The following is a 19,860-nucleotide window of genomic DNA, read 5'->3' as shown; positions in this document are numbered from 1 at the left end:
GGCGAGCCAAGGTCGCGGTGCAATCGCGCCCGAATTTCTTCGACCCCGAATTTGTTCTGCCAAGCGGGGCATCGCCGAAGGCGGCTGGACTTTTCCCATCCCGCTCACGACCGGAAGACCGATCTGGTGAAGCAGCGGATGACGAAGGAGAAGTGAGACCGCGGAGACCGCAGGCCTTTCGCTTGTCTTTGTACCTGCTTTCCGATCCCTATATGCGGGTGGCCGGTGCCCGGCTCCTGGAAGGATTACGATGATCCGATTTGCCTTGGCGTTGTTCCTGTTTGGCGTTCCGGCTGCAGCGCATGCGACGGATGCCGGCTGGGCGCTGCTGCGCGATGGCGGCCATGTCGTGCTTTTGCGCCATGCCATGGTCACCGGCACCACCGATCCCGCCAATTTTGATATCGACAGCTGCGCCACCCAGGTCAATCTGTCAGCACGCGGCAAGCAGCAGTCGAGCAAGATCGGCGCCTTGCTTGCCGCCCGCGCCGCGCCGATCGAGCGCGTGCTGTCCAGCCGCTATTGCCGCTGCCTCGACACCGCGCGCATCGCCTTCGAGACCGAGCCGGAGCCTTTCGCGCCGCTCGACCTGCTGAAGGGCGACGCGGCGCAAAAGGCGGCCCAGATCGCCGCGATCATGAAGGAAATCCGCGCCTATTCCGGCTCTGACAACCTGGTCATGGTCACTCATCTGGAAAATATCGCTGCGTTGACCGGCGTCTCGCCGCGCGAGGGCGAAGCCGTTGTCGTCGAGCCGCAGGGCGACAGTCTGCGTGTGCTCGGCCGGGTTACGTTCTAAATCGGGGCCGACCGGCGCATCCGCGAGCAGCCACGCGTCGATGAGAACTTGCGACAGAGGTAATGTTGCCAAAATACCACCCAAAAAAGATGCCGCGCTAGGGCCGCGACAATGAGGCCAACATCATCCGCGGCCGCCAGCCATGTACGGGCCGCCGGGTTGACCGGCGGCCCGTCTTGCGTTTCTTGGGCACGCTACCCATCTGCGCCCGGCGTATCAGGCCTTTTCCTGCCGGGAAAAACCGATTAGACAGCGCCCAAACAAGATGCGGACAGATTCCGCCCGCAACCGAAGGAAAAGCCCTTGTCCACCACGTTCGACAAAGTCGCCAAGATCATTGCCGACACCAGCGAGATCGATATCGACACCATCACGCCCGAGAGCCACACGATCGACGATCTCGGCATCGACAGCCTCGATTTCCTCGACATCGTCTTCGCCATCGACAAGGAATTCGGCATCAAGGTGCCGCTGGAAAAGTGGACCCAGGAAGTCAATGACGGCAAGGCCTCGACGGACGATTACTTTGTCATGAAGAACCTGTGCGCCAAGATCGACGCACTGGTCGCCGCCAAGACCGCCTGATCCGTACCCGATCATCCATGAGCCCCCGCGACGTCGTCATCACCGGCATTGGCCTTGTCTCCTCGTTGGGAGAAGGCCCCGATGAACACTGGCGCAAGCTCACTCAGCCGGGTCAGAAGCCGGTGCTCGAAGCCGAGCGTTTCGCGCCCTACACCGTCCATCCGCTGCCGGAGATCGACTGGAACCTGCAGATCGCCAAGCGCGGCGACCAGCGCCAGATGGAAACCTGGCAGAGGCTCGGCACCTATGCCGCGGGTCTTGCGCTGGACGATGCAGGCATCAAGGGCAATGACGAGCTCTGCACGACCATGGACATGGTCGTGGCCGCCGGCGGCGGCGAGCGCGACGAAGCGGTCGATGCCGCCATCCTGGCCGCCTCGGAAAGCCGCAACGACCGTGACGTGCTGCTCAACGAGAAGCTCACCACCGAACTGCGCCCCACCCTGTTCCTGGCACAGCTTTCCAATCTGCTCGCCGGCAACATCTCCATCGTCCACAAGGTGACGGGATCGTCCAGGACCTTCATGGGCGAGGAAGGCGCCGGCGTAGCCGCCGTCGAGACGGCTGCCGCGCGCATTCGTTCCGGCCAGTCGACGCATATACTGGTGGGCGGCGCCTTCCAGACCGAACATTCCGATATGTTGCTCGGCTATGAGCTTGCCGGCTACCTGCATCGCGGCGCCTGGAAGCCCGTCTGGCAGCGGCAAGGCGCCGAAGGTGGCGGCGTGGTATCGGGATCCGGCGGCGCTTTCCTGGTGCTGGAGCAGCGCGAACACGCGGCAAGCCGGGGGCGCAGGATCTATGCCGAGCTCGGCCCGGTCGTCTCCGGCCGTGCCAGGCGGCGGCAGGGCGAGCTCGATTCCGAGATCGCCGCGCTGCTCAAGAAGACCGCCGTGCCGAATGGCGGCTTGCTTTCCCTGTCTGGCGCCTCAGGCGCTCACGCGGCTACCGCTGCCGAGAAGTCGGCGTTCGACAGCAATCCCGCGATCGCGGTGCGCGGCTTCGCGACGCTGACCGGCCACATGAAGGAAGCGCAGTTTCCCTTCGCCGTGGCGCTGGCGGCGCTCGCCGTCGACCGTAAGGCCGCCTACCCCGTTTTCGATGCCGCTGCCGAGAAACCGTTCGAAGGCATTCCAAGAAGCGTCCTTGCAACGGCGATCGGCTACCACCAATTCGAGGGCATGGCGCTGGTCAACGCCGCATAGAGCGGCCAGCCACATACAACGACAAAGGTTAGGGCTTCCGGATGGCCAATCTCAGAGATCACATGGGCAGGCCGATCGTTGCCGTCACAGGCATCGGCGTGGTTACTTCCCTTGGAGCCGGCAAATCAGACAACTGGACGGCGCTGACCTCGGGCAGATCGGGCATCCACCCGATCACCCGCTTCCCTGTCGACCACCTCAACACCCGCATTTCCGGCATGGTCGATTTCCTTGCGTCGAGCTCGAAGGGCGCCAGCCCCCTCACATACGAACTGGCGGAGACGGCCGCGCAGGAAGCCGTTGCCGAAGCCGGCCTCAATTCCAGCGACTTCGGCGGACCGCTGTTTCTGGCCTCGCCGCCGGTCGAACTCGACTGGCATGAGCGGTTCGCGCTCTATAATTCCGACAAGCACGACGCCGGTGCCGAAAGGCTGCTTCGGGTGGCGCGCGGCTTGAAGGAGCTCGATACATTCGAGACCACGCAGTTCGGGTCGATCGCCGACCGGCTCGCCGACCGTTTCGGCACGCGCGGCCTGCCGATCACGCTGTCGACCGCTTGCGCCTCCGGTGCAACGGCCATCCAGCTTGGGGTCGAGGCAATCCGCAGAGGCGAATGCGACCGGGCGCTGTCGATCGGCGCGGACGGCTCGGCGACCGCCGAGGCGCTGATCCGTTTTTCGCTGCTGTCGGCGCTTTCGACCCACAACGACATCCCGGAAAAGGCTTCTAAGCCCTTCTCCAAGGACCGCGACGGCTTCGTGCTGGCCGAAGGTTCCGGCGCTCTGGTGCTGGAATCGCTGGAGGCAGCGCTCGCCCGTGGAGCAAGCGTTCTGGGCATTCTGCGCGGCTGCGGCGAAAAGGCGGACGATTTCCACCGCACCCGCTCCAAGCCGGATGGTTCGCCGGCCATCGCGGCGGTGCGCGCCGCCCTCGCCGATGCCGGCCTGGGCGAGGACGAGATCGACTATGTCAACGCGCATGGCACCTCGACGCCGGAAAATGACAAGATGGAGCACCTGTCGCTGTCGACGGTGTTCGGCGAGCGGATCGGCTCGATGCCGATCTCGTCCAACAAGTCCATGATCGGCCATACGCTGTCCGCCGCCGGCGCGGTGGAAGCGGCGTTTTCTCTCATGACCATGCGCGAAGGCGTCATTCCGCCGACCATCAACTACGACAATCCCGATCCGGCGATCGTGCTCGATGTCGTGCCCAACAAGAAGCGCAATGCGCAGGTTGGCACCGTGCTTTCGAACTCCTTCGGCTTTGGCGGCCAGAACACTTGCCTTGTCATGGCGCGGGAACCGGTCTAAGCGAGCCACTTCCGCTAGAACAGAACCGACAGGCTCCATGCGCGCACTGCAACTTATCGAGGACCGCCGTCTTGAAACGGTGGACCTGCCGCCCCCGCCGCCGCCCGCGCTCGGCGAGGTGACGCTGCGCATCAAGGCAGTGGCGCTGAACCACATTGACGTCTGGGGCTGGCGCGGCATGGCTTTCGCCAAGCGCAAGCTGCCGCTGGTCGTCGGCGCGGAAGCCTCCGGCGAGGTCGAGACCGTCGGTCCCGGCGTTTCCGGCCTGCTGCCGGGACAGTTGGTCTCGATCTACGGCGCGCGCACCTGCGGCCTTTGCCGTGCCTGCCGCGAAGGCCGCGACAATCTTTGCGAACACGTCTCGGGCGTTCATGGCTTCCACCTCGACGGCTTCGCGCAGGAGAAGATCAACCTGCCGGCGCGCCTGCTGGTCCCCGTCCCTCCAGGCGTGAGCGAGATCGGCGCGGCTGTCGCCCCCGTCACTTTCGGCACCGTCGAACACATGCTGTTCGACAATGCCAGGCTCGAGCCCGGCGAGACGATCCTTGTCCACGCCGGCGGATCCGGCATCGGCTCGGCCGCCATCCAACTGGCGAAGCGGATGGGCTGCACGGTCATCACCACGGTCGGCTCGAACGACAAGATAGACAAGGCCAAGGCGCTCGGCGCCGATCATGTCATCAACTACCGTGACGACCGGTTCGAGGGCGTCGTGCGCAAGCTGACCAAGAAGAAGGGCGTCGACGTCGTCTTCGAACATGTCGGCGCCGACACCTTTGCCGGCTCGATGCTGTGCCTGAAGCGCGGTGGCCGGCTCGTCACCTGCGGCTCGACGTCCGGCGTGTCGGCGCAGGTCAATCTGATGCAGCTTTTCCAGCAGCAGTTGAAGCTGCTCGGCTCCTTCGGCTGCCGCATGGAGAACATGGCTGACGCCATGCAGAAGATGGCGGCGGGACAGGTCGCACCCGTCATCGATACCGAAGTCGGCTTCGACGACATCGACGCCGCGCTGAAGCGCATGGAAGGCCGCGACGTCTTTGGCAAGATCATCCTACGCGTCGTCTAGGCCCTGACTTCTGTGTTGAAGAAGCTTCGCCGCGACCTGATGTTCCGCTACGGCCGGCAATTGCGCCGGTTCGAGCACTGGCTGGTCGCGCGCATTGCGATGATCATCATCTCGGTGCTGCGCCTGCTGCCCCCCGACAGCGCGCTGAATTTCGCCGACCGCGTCGCCCGCCGCATCGGTCCATGGGTCGGACGCCATAATGTGGCCGTCGAGAATCTGCGCAAGGCCTATCCGCACAAGAGCGAAGCCGAGATCCAGGCCATCGCCTCCGACATGTGGGGCAACATGGCGCGTCTCGCCGCCGAATACATCTTTCTCGACGCCTTGTTCGACTACGATCCAGCCGCCACCAGTCCCGGCCGTGTCGAGGTCAGGGGAGTAGACCATTTCGTCGAGATCGCGGCCGAAAAGAAGCCGCACATCGTCTTCACCGGACATCTCGGCAATTTTGAATTGCTGCCGGTGGCGGCGGCTACTTTCGGCATGAATATCACCGCGCTGTTTCGCCCGCCCAACAATCCGTACCTGGCCGACTACATCCTCTCGACGCGCCGCGCGACCATGGGATCGTTGCTGCCCTCGATGGCGGGCGCTTCGTTCGCGCTCGCCTCGGTATTGGAAAACGGCGGCAATATCGGGGTCCTCGTCGACCAGAAGTTCACGGGCGGCCTGGAAACGACATTCTTCGGCCGCCCCTGCCAGAGCAATCGCGTGCTCGGCACACTTGCCCGTCATTATGATTGCGACGTCTACCCGGCGCGCTGCGTCAGGCTGCCGGGCAACCGCTTCAGGCTCGAGATAGAAGAGAAGCTGACATTGCCCCGCACCGCCGATGGCAGTGTCGACGTGCGCGCCACCACCCAGCTCCTCAACGACGTGGTCGAGCGCTGGGTGCGCGAGGATCCCGGCCAGTGGATGTGGTTCCACAAGAGATGGGACATCAGCCGCAAGCGACGCAAGGCAAAGACCCGAAGCGCGTAGTCTGGAGCCGTCCGATGCGCCTCCGGCACAAGCCGGCTTAGCAGTCAGTTCCTCACGACGATGCGCGTGTTGCCGAAGCCGACTTCTCGCACCATCGAGTAGAAAGCCGCCGCATTGGCCGTATGCAGCCGCACGCAGCCATGCGACGCCGGTCGACCGAGCTGCCTCACCGCGCCCGTTCCGTGGATGGCATAGCCGCCGTGGAAGAACACGGAATAAGGCATCGGCGACATGTCGTATTTGCGCGAATACCACATCCGGGCCGTTCGCTGCGGCCGGTAGGTGCCGCGTGGCGTGAAGTAGCCGGACCGAGCCGTGGACACGCTCCACCGGTAAACGTCCTGGCCGTACCTGACCGTCATCGTCTGCGACGACACGTCTATATTTGCAATGAGGCTGGCTGCCCAGCTCTGCACCGAAACACCCAACAGCATCGTGACAAGTGCTGCTGCCATGAGAACTGTCTTTTTCATGCGATCAAACCCCTTTGATTGCCCCTTGCCTGCCTTCACGTCGTTTTTCATCTCTTTAATGACAGGTGAACGGCATAACATATACCCTTGACCAATTCGCCAATCCAAAGCAGCGAATTTGAACGAATTCCCGCAAGAGTTGCCGTAACGACACGCCGCAACGGCCCAATTGCCAGCGGACTTGCAAAACGACGCCGATCGTTGCTCAACTCGGGCCATGAACGAGCGACTCTTCCAAGCGATCGATGACCGGCGCGACGATCTCGTCGCGCTGACCGCCGAGTTGATCCGTTTTCCCACCATCAACCCCCCCGGCGAAGCGTACCGGCCATGCGCCGAATTTCTTGGCGCGCGGCTGAAGAAGAGCGGCTTCGAAACCGAGTTCATCCGCGCCGAAGGCACGCCCGGCGACACCGACCGCTACCCGCGCGTCAACGTCGTCGCACGCTTCGAGGGCCGCTCGCCCGGCGCCTGCGTCCACTTCAACTCGCATATCGATGTCGTCGAGGCCGGCGACGGCTGGACCGTCGATCCCTTCGCCGGCGTCGTCAGGGACGGCAAGGTCTATGGCCGCGGCGCCTGCGACATGAAGGGCGGCCTGGCTTCCTCGATCATCGCGGCCGAAGCCTTCATGGAGGTATTTCCCGATTTTCCCGGTGCCATCGAGATATCAGGCACGGTCGACGAGGAATCCGGCGGCTTCGGCGGTGTCGCGCATCTGGCGAGGCTCGGCTATTTCTCGAAACCCAGGGTCGACCACGTCATCATTCCCGAACCGCTGAACAAGGACCGCATCTGCCTTGGCCATCGCGGCGTCTGGTGGGCCGAGATCGAGACCAAGGGCGAGATCGCGCATGGCTCGATGCCGTTCCTCGGCGACAATGCGGTGCGCCATATGGGCGCCGTGCTGCAGGCATTCGAGGACGAATTGTTCCCCGCGCTCGACCGCAAGATGACGCGCATGCCGGTCGTGCCCGAAGGGGCGAAGCGTTCCACCATGAACATCAACTCCATCCATGGCGGCCAGACCGAGGATTTCCGGCCCGGCCTGCCCTCGCCCAACGTGCCCGATTCCTGCCGGCTGACCATCGACCGCCGCTTCCTGCTCGAAGAGGATATCGCCACGGTCAAGGGCGAGGTGACCGGCATTCTCGAGCGGCTGAAGCGTGATCGGCAAAAGTTCGACTACGAGATCCGTGACCTGATGGAGGTGCTGCCGCTGATGACCGAACGCGACGCTCCCGTCGTCAAGGCAATCGCGCAAGGCATCCACGCGATCTTCGATCGCGAGCCCGACTACGTCATTTCACCCGGCACCTACGACCAGAAGCACATTGCCCGCATCGGCCATGTCTATGATTGCATCGCCTATGGCCCAGGCATTCTCGATCTCGCCCACCGGCCGGACGAATGGGTCGGGATCTCGGATATGGTGGAATCGGCCAAGGTGATGGCGTTCGGGCTCAACATGCTGCTGCGCGGCGCCCGATAGCGCCGCACGGGCAAGAGCCAACGATCAATGCGGCCGTCCGGAGAAAAACATTCCCGGCTACGCCGCCGCGCGGCACGAAACGCAATTTACTCCCGTGCGAAATCACGCTTCTATTCGCCCGGTTTGAGCGCATGTTTGACCACACGGGGAGTAGCACCATGAAATTGTGGAAAACCATCCTGGCCGCCGCCGTCCTGGCGCTGGCCGTCGGCACTCCCGCGCTGGCGGCGCGAACCGATCTGGTCATTGGCATCCCGCTCGAACCGCCACATCTCGATCCGACCGCCGGCGCGGCCGCGGCAATCGACGAGGTTCTCTACGCCAACGTGTTCGAAGGCTTGACCCGCATCGGGCCAAATGGCGAGGTCCTGCCGGATTTGGCTGAAAGCTGGACCATCTCCGACGACGGCAAGACCTACACCTTCAAGCTGCACACCGGCGTGAAATTCCACGATGGCGCCGGCTTCAGCGCCGACGACGTGAAATTCTCGCTCGACCGCGCCCGCGCCGACAATTCGGTCAATGCGCAAAAAGCCCTGTTCGCAGCCATCGATACGGTCGACGTGGTCGACCCGGCAACGGTCAAGGTGACGTTGAAGAACCCGCAGGGACCCTTCCTCTACAATATGGGCTGGGGCGATGCTGTCATCGTCTCGCCGAAATCCGCTGACGCCAACAAGGAAAAGCCGGTCGGGACCGGCCCGTTCAAATTCCAGAGCTGGGCCAAGGGATCCTCGATCACGCTGGTGAAATCCGACAGCTATTGGGGCACGCCGGCTTACCTCGACAAGGTCGAGTTCCGCATCGTGCCCGATGCCGCTGCTAGCGTACCGGCATTGCTTTCCGGCGATATCCAGGCGTTCCCATTCTTCGATCCCGACAGTCTCGCGCAGGTCAAGGACGATCCGCGTTTCAAGGTGGTGATCGGTTCGACCGAAGGCGAAACCATCCTGTCGATCAACAACAAGAAGCCGCCCTTCGACAAATTGCTGGTCAGGCAGGCGATCTCCTACGCGCTCGATCGCAAGGCGATCATCGACGGTGCCTCGGCCGGCCTCGGCCTGCCGATCGGCTCGCATATGTCGCCGGCCAACAAGGACTACGTCGACCTCACCGGCCGCTATCCGCACGATGTCGCCAAGGCCAAGGAACTCTTGAAGGAAGCAGGCCTGGAGAATGGCTTCAAGGCGACGCTGAAGCTTCCGCCGCCCACCTATGCCAGGCTCGGCGGCGAGATCATCGCCTCGCAGCTCCGTGACGTCGGCATCAACCTCGAGATCATCCCGGTCGAATGGGCGCAGTGGCTGGACCAGGTGTTCACCAAGAAGGACTACGACCTGACCATCGTCTCCCATACCGAGCCCAACGACATCGGTATCTATGCGCGTAAGGATTATTACTTCAATTACGACAATCCGGCCTTCGACAAGGTGATCGCCGATCTGGACGTCACCTCCGATGAAGCCAAGCGCAAGGAATTGCTGGGGCAGGCACAGAAGATCTTGGCCGACGACGCCGTGGTCGGCTTCCTCTACGAACTGCCCAAGGTCGGCGTCTGGGACGCCAAGCTGCAGGGCCTGTGGGAAAACGCGCCGATCCAGGCCAATGATCTCACCAAGGTGAAGTGGAACGAGTGAAGCCGTTGGCCAAGAGGCGACGCTTGCGCTCCGCACCCCCCTCTGCCCTGCCGGGCTGCCTGACCCGAGCCGCAGGACGATCGCTTCAGGTTTGCGCCGCCCCTCATCGCCCTGCCGGGCACTTCTCCCCGTATAGTGACGGGGAGAAGGGGGCTGGCCGCAACCTCGGCACCCTTTCTGCAACGCTGAAGATTGGCGAAATCCTTTGCGAAGGCGTCCTTCTCCCCGTCTCTATACGGGGAGAAGATGCCGGCAGGCAGATGAGGGGCAGCGCCGATTTCGACTGTTGGCCGATCAAGCGATGACCGCCTACCTCCTCAGGCGTCTCGCGATCGCCGCCGCCACGTTGGCGCTGGCCTCCATGGTCGTCTTCGCGGTGCTGGAGATCCTGCCCGGCGACCCGGCGCGGCTGATGCTGGGCATGAATGCCAGCGCCGACCAGGTTGAGCTGCTGCGCAACCAGATGGGCCTCGACGCGCCCCTGCCCTGGCGCTACCTGCACTGGGCCGGCGGCCTGCTCTGCCTGGATTTCGGCCGCTCCTACACCTATTCGGTGCCGGTCATCGACCTCGTGCGCGAGCGTCTCGTCGTCTCATTGCCGCTGGCGCTGATTGCGCTCGCCCTATCCACCCTCATCGCCATCCCGGTCGGCCTGTTTTCAGCGAACCATCGCGGGCGGATGGGTGACACAGCGGCGATGGGCGCCGCGCAGCTCGGCGTCGCCATTCCCAATTTCTGGTTCGCGCTGATGCTGATCTATCTCTTCGCGGTCTGGCTGCGGCTGGTTCCGGCCGGCGGCTTTCCCGGTTGGGGGGCCGGTGCCTGGCCGGCGCTGAAATCACTGCTGCTGCCGGCTGTGGCGCTCGCATTGCCGCAGGCCGCGATCCTGGCACGCGTCACCCGTTCGGCACTGATCGAGGTGCTGAACGAGGACTATATCCGCACCGCCCGCGCCAAGGGCCTGCCCTATCGCGCGGTCCTGTGGCGGCACGCACTGCGCAACGCCATGATCCCGGTGCTGACCATTCTGGGCCTGCAATTCGCCTTCCTGCTCGCCGGCACCATCATCATCGAGAACGTCTTCTACCTGCCCGGCCTCGGCCGGCTGGTGTTCCAGGCGATCACCCAGCGCGACCTGATCGTCGTGGAAAGCGTCGTCATGCTGCTGGTCGCCGCGGTCATCGCCGTCAACCTCGTCGTCGACCTCTCTTATGCCGTCGTCGATCCGCGCCTCCGAAGCCGGCAATGATGTTGCATCCGGACATCCCCGAAGAGACGCTGGGCGGCATCCTCGTCAAGGCGTTCGGCAACCGCTCGTTTCTTGCCGGCTTCGCCGTCACGTTGTTCGTGGCGGCGGTGGCGATCCTCTCCTATCTCTGGACGCCCTATGACGTGACCCGGCTGGTGATATCCGACAAGACGCTGGCGCCGTCCTGGGCGCACTGGTTCGGCACCGACCATTTCGGCCGCGACATCCTGTCGATGATCATGGTCGGCGCCCGCAATTCGATCGCGGTGGCGCTGGTCGCGGTCGGCATCGGCATGGGCGTCGGCGTGCCGCTCGGTGCTTTCGCCGCGGCGCGCGGCGGCCTCGTCGACGAGGCCTTGATGCGCATCAACGATCTCGTCTTCGCCTTCCCTGCGCTTTTGTCGGCCATCATGATCACCGCCATCTTCGGCCCCGGCGCCATCAATGCCATTATCGCCATCGGCATCTTCAACATCCCGGTTTTTGCCCGCGTCGCCCGAGCCGGCGCCTTGGCGATCTGGCCGCGCGAATTCATCCTCGCCGCCCGCGCCGCGGGCAAGGGCAAGGCGCTGATCACCATCGAACATGTGCTGCCCAACATCGCCACCTTGCTCCTGGTGCAAGGCACTATCCAGTTCGCGCTCGGCATATTGGCCGAGGCCGGGCTTTCCTATCTGAGCCTTGGCGCCCAACCGCCGATGCCGAGCTGGGGCCGCATGCTGTTCGACGCCCAGACCCGCATGGTGGTGGCGCCCTGGATGGCGATCTTTCCCGGCATGGCGATCGTGATCACCGTGCTTGGGCTGAACCTTTTGGGCGACGGCATCGCCGACATCCTCGATCCGAAATCGCGGCGGCAACGATGAGCCTTCTGGAAATCGACAATCTGTCGCTGGCGATCGGCGACACGCCGATCCTCCGGAGCATCGAGTTCTCCATCGCGCCCGGCGAGGTAATGGGGCTGGTCGGCGAATCCGGCTCCGGCAAATCGATGACGGCTCTGAGCGTCATGCGGCTCTTGCCATATGCCGCGCGTGCCAGCGGGCGCGTCACCTTCGACGGTATCGACATCCTTGCGGCAAGCGAGGATCAGATGTGCGCCCTGCGCGGTGACGATATCGGCATGGTGTTCCAGGAACCGATGACCGCGCTGAACCCGCTCAAGACCATCGGCGAGCAGGTCGCCGAAGGCATACGCTGGCATGCCAAGGCAACACGTGCCGAGGCGGAAGAGCGGGCGCGAAAAATGCTCGACCGGGTTGGCTTGCCATCGGCAAAATTCCCGCTGTCGCGCTATCCGCACGAGCTGTCCGGTGGCCAGCGCCAGCGCGTCGTCATTGCCATGGCCTGCGCGCTGAAGCCGAAGCTGCTGATCGCCGACGAGCCGACCACGGCGCTCGACGTGGTGCTGCAGGCGCAAATCCTCACCCTCTTGCGCGACCTTGTCGCGGAGAGCGGCATGGGCCTGCTCCTGATCTCGCATGACCTCGCCGTGGTCACCGAGATGGCGGATCGCATCACCATTCTTCGTCGGGGCGAAGTCATGGAAGCCGGCGATACGGCCCGCACGCTCTCTGAACAGCTCCACCCCTATACCCGCCAGTTGGCGCTGGCCTCGATGCACGTGCCGGCCCGCGCCCGGCCGCATGGCGCCTCGGCAGCCCGGCCCTTGCTCGAGGTGGAGGGCGTGACGCGCGACTATCCAGGCCGGCGCACCTCGCTGTTCCGGCGCGCGCCTGATATCCGCGCCGTCGACGGCGTGTCGCTGTCGATGGCGCCGGGCCAATCGGTGGCGCTGGTCGGCCGCTCCGGCTGCGGCAAGTCCACCTTGGCGCGCATGATCCTGGCGCTGGACCGGCCGAGTTCGGGGACCATCCGCTTTCGCGGCGAGCCCCTCACCGGCAAGAGCGAGGCGGACCTGAAGCCGGCGCGGCGCGACATGCAGGTGGTGTTCCAGGACCCCTATGGCTCGTTCGATCCGCGCCAGAAGGTCGAGAAACTGGTCGCCGAGCCGCTGCACGTGCTGGACAGGAAACCGGGGCGCGCCGAGCGCCGCGAGATGGTGGCGCAGGCGCTGCACGAGGTCGGCCTCGACCAGCACGACATGGAAAAGTATCCGCACGAATTTTCCGGCGGCCAGCGCCAGCGCCTGTCGATCGCCCGCGCCATCATCACCCGCCCAAAACTGGTCGTCGCCGACGAGCCGGTTTCGGCGCTCGATGTTTCGATCCGCGCTCAGATCCTCGACCTGTTCGCCGAGCTCAACCAGAAACTCGGCATCGCCTATCTCTTCATCACCCACGACCTCACCGTCGCCCGCGCCATAACGGACGAAGTGCTGGTCATGCATGACGGCCAGATCGTCGAGCGTGGCCGGACGGGCGAGGTGCTGGATCACCCGCAATCCGAGGCGGCCAAGACGCTTGTCGCCGCAGCGCCGGACCTGCACAGGGCAATTGCACGCCGTATGCAGGAGCAGGGGTGAGCGATCGGTTCGCGAAGCGAATCCGCCGTGTGAGTGAAAGGCCGCAAATGCCGGGGCTGCCGTAGACAGCCGGCCCGGCTGGGATCCCATCAACCTACTGCTCAGATTTCACCACGTCGACCGGGCTGATGTCGAGCAGGTCGAGCGTGCGGCGCAGCAGGCGCACCTCGGTCTCGGCCAATTGCGCGTCCGCCTTGGCGATCTCGGCCATATGCTGCGCCAGTTGCTTGCGCCGCTCGACATCGAGGTCGCGGAACAGCGCGATGGCCTGTGAGCCATTGGTTTCGTAGCCGAATTCGTTGAGATATTCGATGACGGCGTCGATGCTGGTTTCCGGAATGCCGAAGGCATCCTTGCAGATGCGCCGGAAGGCAACCATCTCGCTCTCGCTGACCGTTCCGTCAGCCAGGATCATGCGGAACAGCATCAGAAGTTCCGCCGACAACACGGGGTCGTCCGCCACCTTGCGCACCCCGGGGTCGCCATCGAAGATCGAGCGTATCTGGTCGAGCAGTTCGAATGCCATCGGGAGCCCCTTTGCCGATTCCTCTAATCCATGTAGCCCAAAAAAGCGGAGCGGTTTTGGGATAATGACAGCACAACGCGAAATCCAGGCGCGACGCGCTTGGATAGAAGTAGCGTGAAATCGGTCTTGCGCAAACGGGGTGTTCGTGATCGAAGCCGGAGCATCTCTGGCTTGATTTCTCCCTGATGATCGACCTCACCTTAGAATCCGTCGCCATGCTCGCCTTCGCCGGTTTTGCCGCGGGCTTTGTCGACTCGATTGCCGGCGGCGGTGGGCTGATCACTATTCCCGCACTGCTGCTGGCCGGCTTCTCGCCGGTCGAGGCGCTGGGAACCAACAAGCTGCAGGGCATGTTCGGCTCGGGATCTGCGACCATCCACTATGCCGCGAAAGGCCATGTCGACCTTCGCCGGCAACTGCCTTCTGCGCTGCTGGCGCTTGCCGGCGGTGCCGTCGGCGCCTTGCTGGCAACGATCGTGCCCGGCGATCTGCTGCGGGCGCTTCTGCCGCTGGTGCTGATCGCCATCGCGCTCTATTTCGCCCTGAAGCCCAACATGACCGACGTTGACCGCGCCGAACGTATGACGCCCTTCCTGTTCGGGATAACGCTGGTGCCGGCCATCGGCTTTTACGACGGCCTGTTCGGGCCGGGTGCCGGGTCCTTCTACATGCTGGCCTTCGTCGCGCTGGCCGGCTACGGCGTACTCAAGGCGACGGCCCACACCAAGCTGCTCAACTTCGCCTCCAACATCGGCGGCTTCGTCGTCTTCGCCGCGGTCGGCGTCATCTCCTGGAAGATCGGCCTGATGATGGGCGTCGCCCAGTTCCTCGGCGCCCGCCTCGGCGCCAGCCTGGCCATGCGCATCGGCGCCAGGCTGATCAAGCCGCTGCTTGTCATCGTCTGCGTCGCTCTGGCGGCGAAGCTCCTGGCCGACCCGGCGAACCCCCTGCGCGTCCTGATTGGTGTGTGACCCGCGCGCCTGATGGAATGCCGCTGTTCGAATCATGTCGCGGAGAGGACCCGCACATGAATCTCAGCGCACCTACCGAGATTGTTTTCATCATCTCCCTTGTCATCGCCTCATCGGCATTCTCGCCGCCCTCGGCCTCTTTCGTTCATCCACTCGCGTCGGTGTGGATCGTGCCCATTGCTTACCTCGTGCGTGCCGGCGGCTGCCTGATGCGCGGCGCGCCTGACATTCAAATCTCAGGCAATTCGGAGCGCCCGGCCAAAAGCCGGGCGCTTTTGATTCGGATCCGGGCTCTGCTAGAGTCCTGTCGATGCCAATCGAGATGCCATGCCAGCAGGAACAGGACCGGTCAGTCCCCGGGCGGTTCGAGATGCGGCGGCGCCTTCCCAGCCCTGCCCTCGCGGGCATTGTGTCAGACATTTGCGGTTATCGCGAAACGGCGCCCGGCCATTACCGCAATGTCGAATATGCCTCCCTTACCGTGCCTCTGGTCATCAGCTTCGCCGAACCTTTCGCCATCGGCCTTGGCAAGCCGCCCAGCGACAATGATCGCTTCGCCAGTTTCGCCGCCGGCCTCTATGCCGGACCCGTGATGATCGAATCCTTCGGCGGCGCCTGCTGCGTCCAGGTCAATTTCACCCCACTTGGCGCACGCCGGTTCTTTGACCAGCCGATGAGCGGGTTGACCGACCGCATGGTCAGCCTGGACGATGTGCTCGGCATCGAAGGCGTCGCCTTGCGCGAGCGGCTTGGCAACGCGGCGGACTGGAGCAAACGTTTTGCCCTTGTCGAGATGTTCGTCGCCGCCCGGCTGGCCGATGCGCCGGAAACGCAGGCCGGGGTTGCCTGGGCCTATGACAGGATCCTCGCCTCCGGCGGCCGCGTGCGCGTCTCGTCACTGGCCGACAGGCTGGGCTGGAGCCGCAAGCATCTGGCGGGGAAATTCGCGGACGCGACCGGCATCGGCCCGAAAACGCTGTCGCGCATCGTCCGCTTCAACCGTGCGCTTGGCCTGTCGAGGCAGCAAGCTGGCGATTGGGCCGACATCGCGGCCGATTGCGGCTATGCCGACCAGGCGCATCTGGTGCGTGAGTTCCGCGACCTTGCCGGCGAGACACCGACCGCGATCGAGGGTTCGGCACAGGCCTGAAGCCTCGGGTAACATTTCTTCAAGACGCCGGAACGGCTGTCGCTCAGACTGGGTTCATCGACCAGCCTGAATGAAGGAGGTTACCATGCCCGCATCACCTGAAGCCCCTCGCCTCTACCCCGCCTTGCGTTACAGGAACGCGGCAAAAATGATTGACTGGCTGTGCGAAGCCTTCGGCTTCAGCATCCGTGCCCGCTACGGCGAAGGCGATGTCGTGCATCACGCCGAACTGGTCTTCGGCTCCTCGATGATCATGCTCGGCAGCGCGCGCGACGATGACTACGGCAAGATGGTCGGCGAACCCGGCACAGGCGGCGGCAAGTCGATCTACATCGCCGTCAACGACGCAGACGCCGCCTACGCCAAGGCGAAGAGGGCAGGCGCCACGATCCTCCAGGAATTGACCGACCGCGACTATGGCAGCCGCGAATTCATCTGCCGCGACCCAGAGGAGAATGTCTGGTCCTTTGGCACCTACTGGCCGAAGGCAGGCGAAATGGCCAACTAGCTACCGCGCCAGCGAAAAGATCGCGTCGCAGTCGAGATGGCTCTCCAACTGGGCCGCGACCTCGTCGAGAGCCCTCTCGACCTCGGCGCGATAGTCGATGCCGACGCCCTTGACGCCGAGGCTTTCGAGGAACCTCCCTCGAAAGGCGTCGGCGCCAAACAGGCCGTGCATGTAGGTTCCGACCACCTTGCCATCCGCCGAGACCGCACCGTCCTCGGCGCCATTGATGATCGCCGACGGCCGCAGCATGTCCGGGCCGGTGGTGCGGCCGAGATGGATCTCGTAGCCTTCGAGCGGCAGATCGAACGGCACCGAGCGGGCGCTGACGTTGCGCACCGTCTTTTCCGGTTCCATCACTGTTTCGATGTCGAGCAGGCCAAGCCCTTCCGCTTCGGTGACGCTGCCCTCGATGCCGTCGGGATCGCGCACGATGCGGCCAAGCATCTGGAAGCCGCCGCAAATGCCGACGACATGGCCGCCGCGCCTGCGATGGGCGAGAAGATCACGGTCCCAGCCATTTTCGCGAAATTTCAGCAGATCCCCGATCGTCGACTTCGAGCCGGGAATGACCACCAGTCCCGCATCCTGCGGCAACGGCTTTCCAGGCGGCACGAACACCACTTCCACCTGCGGCTCGGCCTTGAGCGGGTCGAGATCGTCGAAATTGGCGATGCGGCCAAGCATCGGCACCGCCACCTTCAGCGCACGCGCCTCCCCGGAGGCAAGCCGCTCCAGCACCACCGAATCCTCCGAGGGCAGCCGGGCAGCGGCCTTCAGCCACGGCACGACGCCGAAGCAGCGCCAGCCGGTGAACGCTTCGATCGCGTTGATGCCGTCGTCGAACAGCGACACGTCGCCACGGAACTTGTTGATGAGATAGCCGACGATCATGCGCCGGTCTTCCTCCGGCAGGATCAGATGCGTGCCCGCGACCGAGGCGATGACGCCGCCGCGGTCGATGTCGCCGACCAGCACGACAGGCACATCGGCACGCGTCGCAAAGCCCATATTGGCGATGTCGCGGCTTCTGAGATTGATCTCGGCCGGTGAGCCCGCGCCCTCGACGATGACGAGATCGGCGCCCTCGCCGACCTTGCCCCAGGAGTCCAGCACCGCGTCCATCAGCCGGCCCTTCAGCGCCTGGTAGTCGCGCGCCCGCGCCTCGCCGAACACCTTGCCTTGCACGATGACCTGCGCACCGACATCGGTCTGCGGCTTGAGCAGCACGGGGTTCATGTGAACCGATGGCGGCACGCCGCAGGCGATCGCCTGCAGCCATTGCGCGCGGCCGATCTCGCCGCCGCCAGCCCTGTTGTCGCCGGGAATATCGGCGACAGCGGCATTGTTCGACATGTTCTGCGGCTTGAACGGACGCACCTTCAGCCCACGCTTTTTTGCGGCGCGGCACAGCCCGGCGACCAGCACGGTCTTGCCGACATCCGAACCCGTGCCTTGCAGCATAATGGCTTTAGCCATGGCTCAGCCCCTGCCCTGCGTCGCGGTCCCGGTGATCGTGGATTTCTGCGCCAGCGGCCCGCCGCGCCAGATATAGAGCGCCAGCAACGGCTCCTTGCCGGTGCGCATGGCGTGATTGACCTTAGAAGCGTGGTGGATGACCTCGCCGGCCTCTCGCTTGTGAAAGCTGTCCTCGCCCATGCGCCACTCGGTGCCGCCGGTCAGCGGGATATAGATCTCCTCGGCGACATGATGGTGGTCGGGATAGACGATATCAGGCCCAAGGATTAGCACGCCGGCGGCGACCTCGTCGTTGGCGAAGTGGCCGCGGGTGCCGAATACTTCGAGCCAGCCATAATTGTCGATGAACGCCTTGCCGAAATCCGACTCGCCGTAGGTCTGGCCCCAGCGCAATTCGCCGCGCTCCTGCGCCAGAAATTGCACCAGCTGCTTGGTCCGCGCCGGCGTCAATTCGGCGGCGCGATCGAGATGGCGCAGGCAGCCGAGTGGGTGCGGTTCAAGCTCGCGGGCGGGCATATCCCACCCTATGCGCGCCACCGCATCCTGCACCAGGAAGTCATCCACGGAAGCAAGATAGGCGTGGAACCGCTCTAGCAGCTCATCGAATTTTGTCGTCACATCTTGCTCCGGGCATGCATTGACGCACAGCCGCTCCGCGGCGGCTCGGGTTGCGCGGCGGCATCATTGGTCTAGATTGGTGCGCGCGCAAAGCCAAAAACGACAGGCCAGCGAGCCAGCTGGCCAGTATATAGGGAGCACGCCATGGACGCCGCGGTCGATGCGAGCACCAGCCAGTTCGAACTCAACGAGGACCAGCGCGCCATCCAGGAGATGGCTCAGGCCTTCGCCGCCGATCGCGTCGCGCCGAACGCGCTAGACTGGGACCGCAACAAGCATTTCCCCGCCGACGTGATCCGCGAGACCGGCCCGCTGGGCCTCGGCGGCATCTATGTCAGGGACGATGTCGGCGGCTCCGCCCTTGGCCGGCTCGACGCCGTGCTGATCTTCGAAGCGCTGTCCCACGCCGACCCTGCCTTTTCCTCCTTCATCTCGATCCACAATATGGTGGCCTCGATGATCGATCGTTTCGGCGACGACGGCCAGCGCCAGCGCTTCCTGCCGAAGCTCACCTCCATGGAATGGCTGGCGAGCTATTGCCTGACCGAGCCGGGTTCCGGCTCGGACGCCGCTGCCCTGAAGACGCGGGCGGTGAAGAGCGGCGGCGACTACGTGCTGAACGGCGCCAAGCAGTTCATCTCCGGCGCCGGCGACAGCGATATCTATGCCGTCATGGTGCGCACCGGTGCCGAGGGACCGAAAGGCATTTCCACCATCGTCGTGCCGAAAGATGCGTCGGGACTCTCCTTCGGCGCCAATGAGCACAAGATGGGCTGGCATATGCAGTCGACCCGCCAGGTCATTTTCGAGGATTGCAAGGTGCCGGCCGAAAACCTTTTGTCAGGCGAAGGCGCCGGCTTCGGCATCGCCATGGCCGGGCTCGATGGCGGCCGGCTGAACATTGCCGCCTGTTCGGTTGGCGGGGCCCAGTCGGCGCTCGACAAGGCGCTGTCCTACACGGCCGAGCGCAAGGCATTCGGCTCCAGGATCAACCAGTTCCAGGCGCTGCAGTTCCGGCTGGCCGATATGGAAACCGAGTTGCAGGCGGCGCGCATCTTTCTTTATGCCGCCGCTTCCAAGCTCGACCGCAAGGCACCGGATGCCTCGAAATGGTCGGCAATGGCCAAGCGCTTCGTCACCGACACCGGTTTCAACGTCGCCAACGATGCGCTGCAGATGCTCGGCGGCTACGGTTACCTGCACGATTACGGCATCGAGAAACTGGTGCGCGACCTGCGTGTGCATCAGATCCTCGAAGGCACCAACGAGATCATGCGCGTCATCATCGCCCGCGCGTTGATCGGTCGCTGAAGCGTGCAAACTCCG

19 protein-coding genes are annotated in these 19,860 nt (G+C 64.2%); 15 read left to right on the top strand and 4 right to left on the bottom strand.

Features of this window, described 5'->3' with window-relative positions; translation table 11 throughout:
- Window positions 1–250: 250 nt before the first annotated feature.
- The 6 genes from FJ973_RS05455 to FJ973_RS05430 all read left to right on the top strand — a co-directional run bounded on the left by FJ973_RS05455 (window position 251) and on the right by FJ973_RS05430 (window position 5,949).
- On the top strand, window positions 251–799 hold the full coding sequence (locus FJ973_RS05455; RefSeq protein ID WP_140555080.1) for a histidine phosphatase family protein: 549 nt from the start codon (window positions 251–253) through the stop codon (window positions 797–799).
- Window positions 800–1,102: 303 nt separating this feature from the next.
- The gene (locus tag FJ973_RS05450; protein WP_010909964.1) at window positions 1,103–1,384 is read left to right on the top strand and encodes an acyl carrier protein; all 282 of its coding nucleotides are present in this window, start codon (window positions 1,103–1,105) and stop codon (window positions 1,382–1,384) included.
- Between the two features lie 17 nt (window positions 1,385–1,401).
- The gene (locus FJ973_RS05445; protein ID WP_140555078.1) at window positions 1,402–2,589 is read left to right on the top strand and encodes a beta-ketoacyl-ACP synthase; all 1,188 of its coding nucleotides are present in this window, start codon (window positions 1,402–1,404) and stop codon (window positions 2,587–2,589) included.
- A 41-nt stretch (window positions 2,590–2,630) separates the two neighbouring features.
- Entirely contained in the window at window positions 2,631–3,902 is a 1,272-nt protein-coding gene (locus tag FJ973_RS05440) for a beta-ketoacyl-ACP synthase (RefSeq protein ID WP_140495696.1), read from the top strand.
- 37 nt (window positions 3,903–3,939) lie between these two features.
- The gene (locus tag FJ973_RS05435) at window positions 3,940–4,968 is read left to right on the top strand and encodes a zinc-binding dehydrogenase (RefSeq protein ID WP_140517233.1); all 1,029 of its coding nucleotides are present in this window, start codon (window positions 3,940–3,942) and stop codon (window positions 4,966–4,968) included.
- Window positions 4,969–4,980: 12 nt separating this feature from the next.
- Window positions 4,981–5,949, top strand: coding sequence for a lipid A biosynthesis lauroyl acyltransferase (locus tag FJ973_RS05430; protein WP_224519172.1), 969 nt, complete (start codon window positions 4,981–4,983; stop codon window positions 5,947–5,949).
- 44 nt (window positions 5,950–5,993) lie between these two features.
- Here the strand turns inward: FJ973_RS05430 and FJ973_RS05425 are convergent, their stop codons facing one another.
- Window positions 5,994–6,422 carry a L,D-transpeptidase gene (locus FJ973_RS05425; RefSeq protein ID WP_140555076.1) on the bottom strand — a complete coding sequence of 143 codons (429 nt, stop codon included), beginning with the start codon at window positions 6,420–6,422 and terminating at the stop codon, window positions 5,994–5,996.
- A 217-nt stretch (window positions 6,423–6,639) separates the two neighbouring features.
- Here FJ973_RS05425 and FJ973_RS05420 point away from each other — a divergent pair, with 217 nt between their 5' ends.
- The 5 genes from FJ973_RS05420 (at window position 6,640) to FJ973_RS05395 (ending at window position 13,285) form a co-directional block, all read left to right on the top strand.
- Window positions 6,640–7,914 (top strand): acetylornithine deacetylase/succinyl-diaminopimelate desuccinylase family protein, encoded by a 1,275-nt coding sequence (locus tag FJ973_RS05420; protein ID WP_140521077.1) that lies wholly within the window; start codon window positions 6,640–6,642, stop codon window positions 7,912–7,914.
- A gap of 158 nt (window positions 7,915–8,072) precedes the next feature.
- On the top strand, window positions 8,073–9,551 hold the full coding sequence (locus FJ973_RS05415) for an ABC transporter substrate-binding protein (RefSeq protein ID WP_140555075.1): 1,479 nt from the start codon (window positions 8,073–8,075) through the stop codon (window positions 9,549–9,551).
- A 301-nt stretch (window positions 9,552–9,852) separates the two neighbouring features.
- The gene (locus FJ973_RS05405) at window positions 9,853–10,800 is read left to right on the top strand and encodes an ABC transporter permease (protein WP_140555073.1); all 948 of its coding nucleotides are present in this window, start codon (window positions 9,853–9,855) and stop codon (window positions 10,798–10,800) included.
- Window positions 10,797–11,666 (top strand): ABC transporter permease, encoded by an 870-nt coding sequence (locus FJ973_RS05400; protein WP_140555071.1) that lies wholly within the window; start codon window positions 10,797–10,799, stop codon window positions 11,664–11,666. The genes FJ973_RS05405 and FJ973_RS05400 overlap by 4 nt, the downstream gene beginning before the upstream one ends.
- Window positions 11,663–13,285 carry a dipeptide ABC transporter ATP-binding protein gene (locus FJ973_RS05395; protein ID WP_140555069.1) on the top strand — a complete coding sequence of 541 codons (1,623 nt, stop codon included), beginning with the start codon at window positions 11,663–11,665 and terminating at the stop codon, window positions 13,283–13,285. Before FJ973_RS05400 ends, FJ973_RS05395 begins: the two co-directional genes overlap by 4 nt.
- A gap of 94 nt (window positions 13,286–13,379) precedes the next feature.
- Here FJ973_RS05395 and FJ973_RS05390 read toward each other — a convergent pair whose 3' ends face one another.
- Window positions 13,380–13,811, bottom strand: coding sequence for a TerB family tellurite resistance protein (locus FJ973_RS05390; RefSeq protein ID WP_140495687.1), 432 nt, complete (start codon window positions 13,809–13,811; stop codon window positions 13,380–13,382).
- A gap of 185 nt (window positions 13,812–13,996) precedes the next feature.
- Here FJ973_RS05390 and FJ973_RS05385 point away from each other — a divergent pair, with 185 nt between their 5' ends.
- From FJ973_RS05385 to FJ973_RS05375, 3 genes are all read left to right on the top strand, one after another.
- A complete protein-coding gene (locus tag FJ973_RS05385) occupies window positions 13,997–14,782 on the top strand; it encodes a TSUP family transporter (protein ID WP_140555067.1) in 786 nt (261 codons plus the stop codon).
- 310 nt (window positions 14,783–15,092) lie between these two features.
- Window positions 15,093–15,932 (top strand): AraC family transcriptional regulator, encoded by an 840-nt coding sequence (locus FJ973_RS05380; protein WP_140555066.1) that lies wholly within the window; start codon window positions 15,093–15,095, stop codon window positions 15,930–15,932.
- Between the two features lie 85 nt (window positions 15,933–16,017).
- Window positions 16,018–16,440, top strand: a complete 423-nt coding sequence (locus FJ973_RS05375) for a VOC family protein (RefSeq protein WP_140555065.1) — start codon at window positions 16,018–16,020, stop codon at window positions 16,438–16,440.
- On the opposite strand, the gene FJ973_RS05370 is transcribed toward FJ973_RS05375, so the two are convergent.
- Window positions 16,441–17,916, bottom strand: coding sequence for a cobyric acid synthase (locus tag FJ973_RS05370; protein WP_140555064.1), 1,476 nt, complete (start codon window positions 17,914–17,916; stop codon window positions 16,441–16,443).
- A gap of 3 nt (window positions 17,917–17,919) precedes the next feature.
- On the bottom strand, window positions 17,920–18,534 hold the full coding sequence (locus FJ973_RS05365) for a dimethylsulfonioproprionate lyase family protein (protein ID WP_140517255.1): 615 nt from the start codon (window positions 18,532–18,534) through the stop codon (window positions 17,920–17,922).
- A gap of 144 nt (window positions 18,535–18,678) precedes the next feature.
- Between FJ973_RS05365 and FJ973_RS05360 the strand changes: the two genes are divergently transcribed.
- Entirely contained in the window at window positions 18,679–19,845 is a 1,167-nt protein-coding gene (locus tag FJ973_RS05360; protein WP_140555063.1) for an isobutyryl-CoA dehydrogenase, read from the top strand.
- Window positions 19,846–19,860 lie beyond the last annotated feature (15 nt).

Source organism: Mesorhizobium sp. B2-1-3 (assembly GCF_006442495.1).
Taxonomy (GTDB): Bacteria; Pseudomonadota; Alphaproteobacteria; order Rhizobiales; family Rhizobiaceae; genus Mesorhizobium.
Note: the sequence above shows the minus strand (reverse complement) of the source record. Positions and strands in the feature narration are given on the sequence as shown.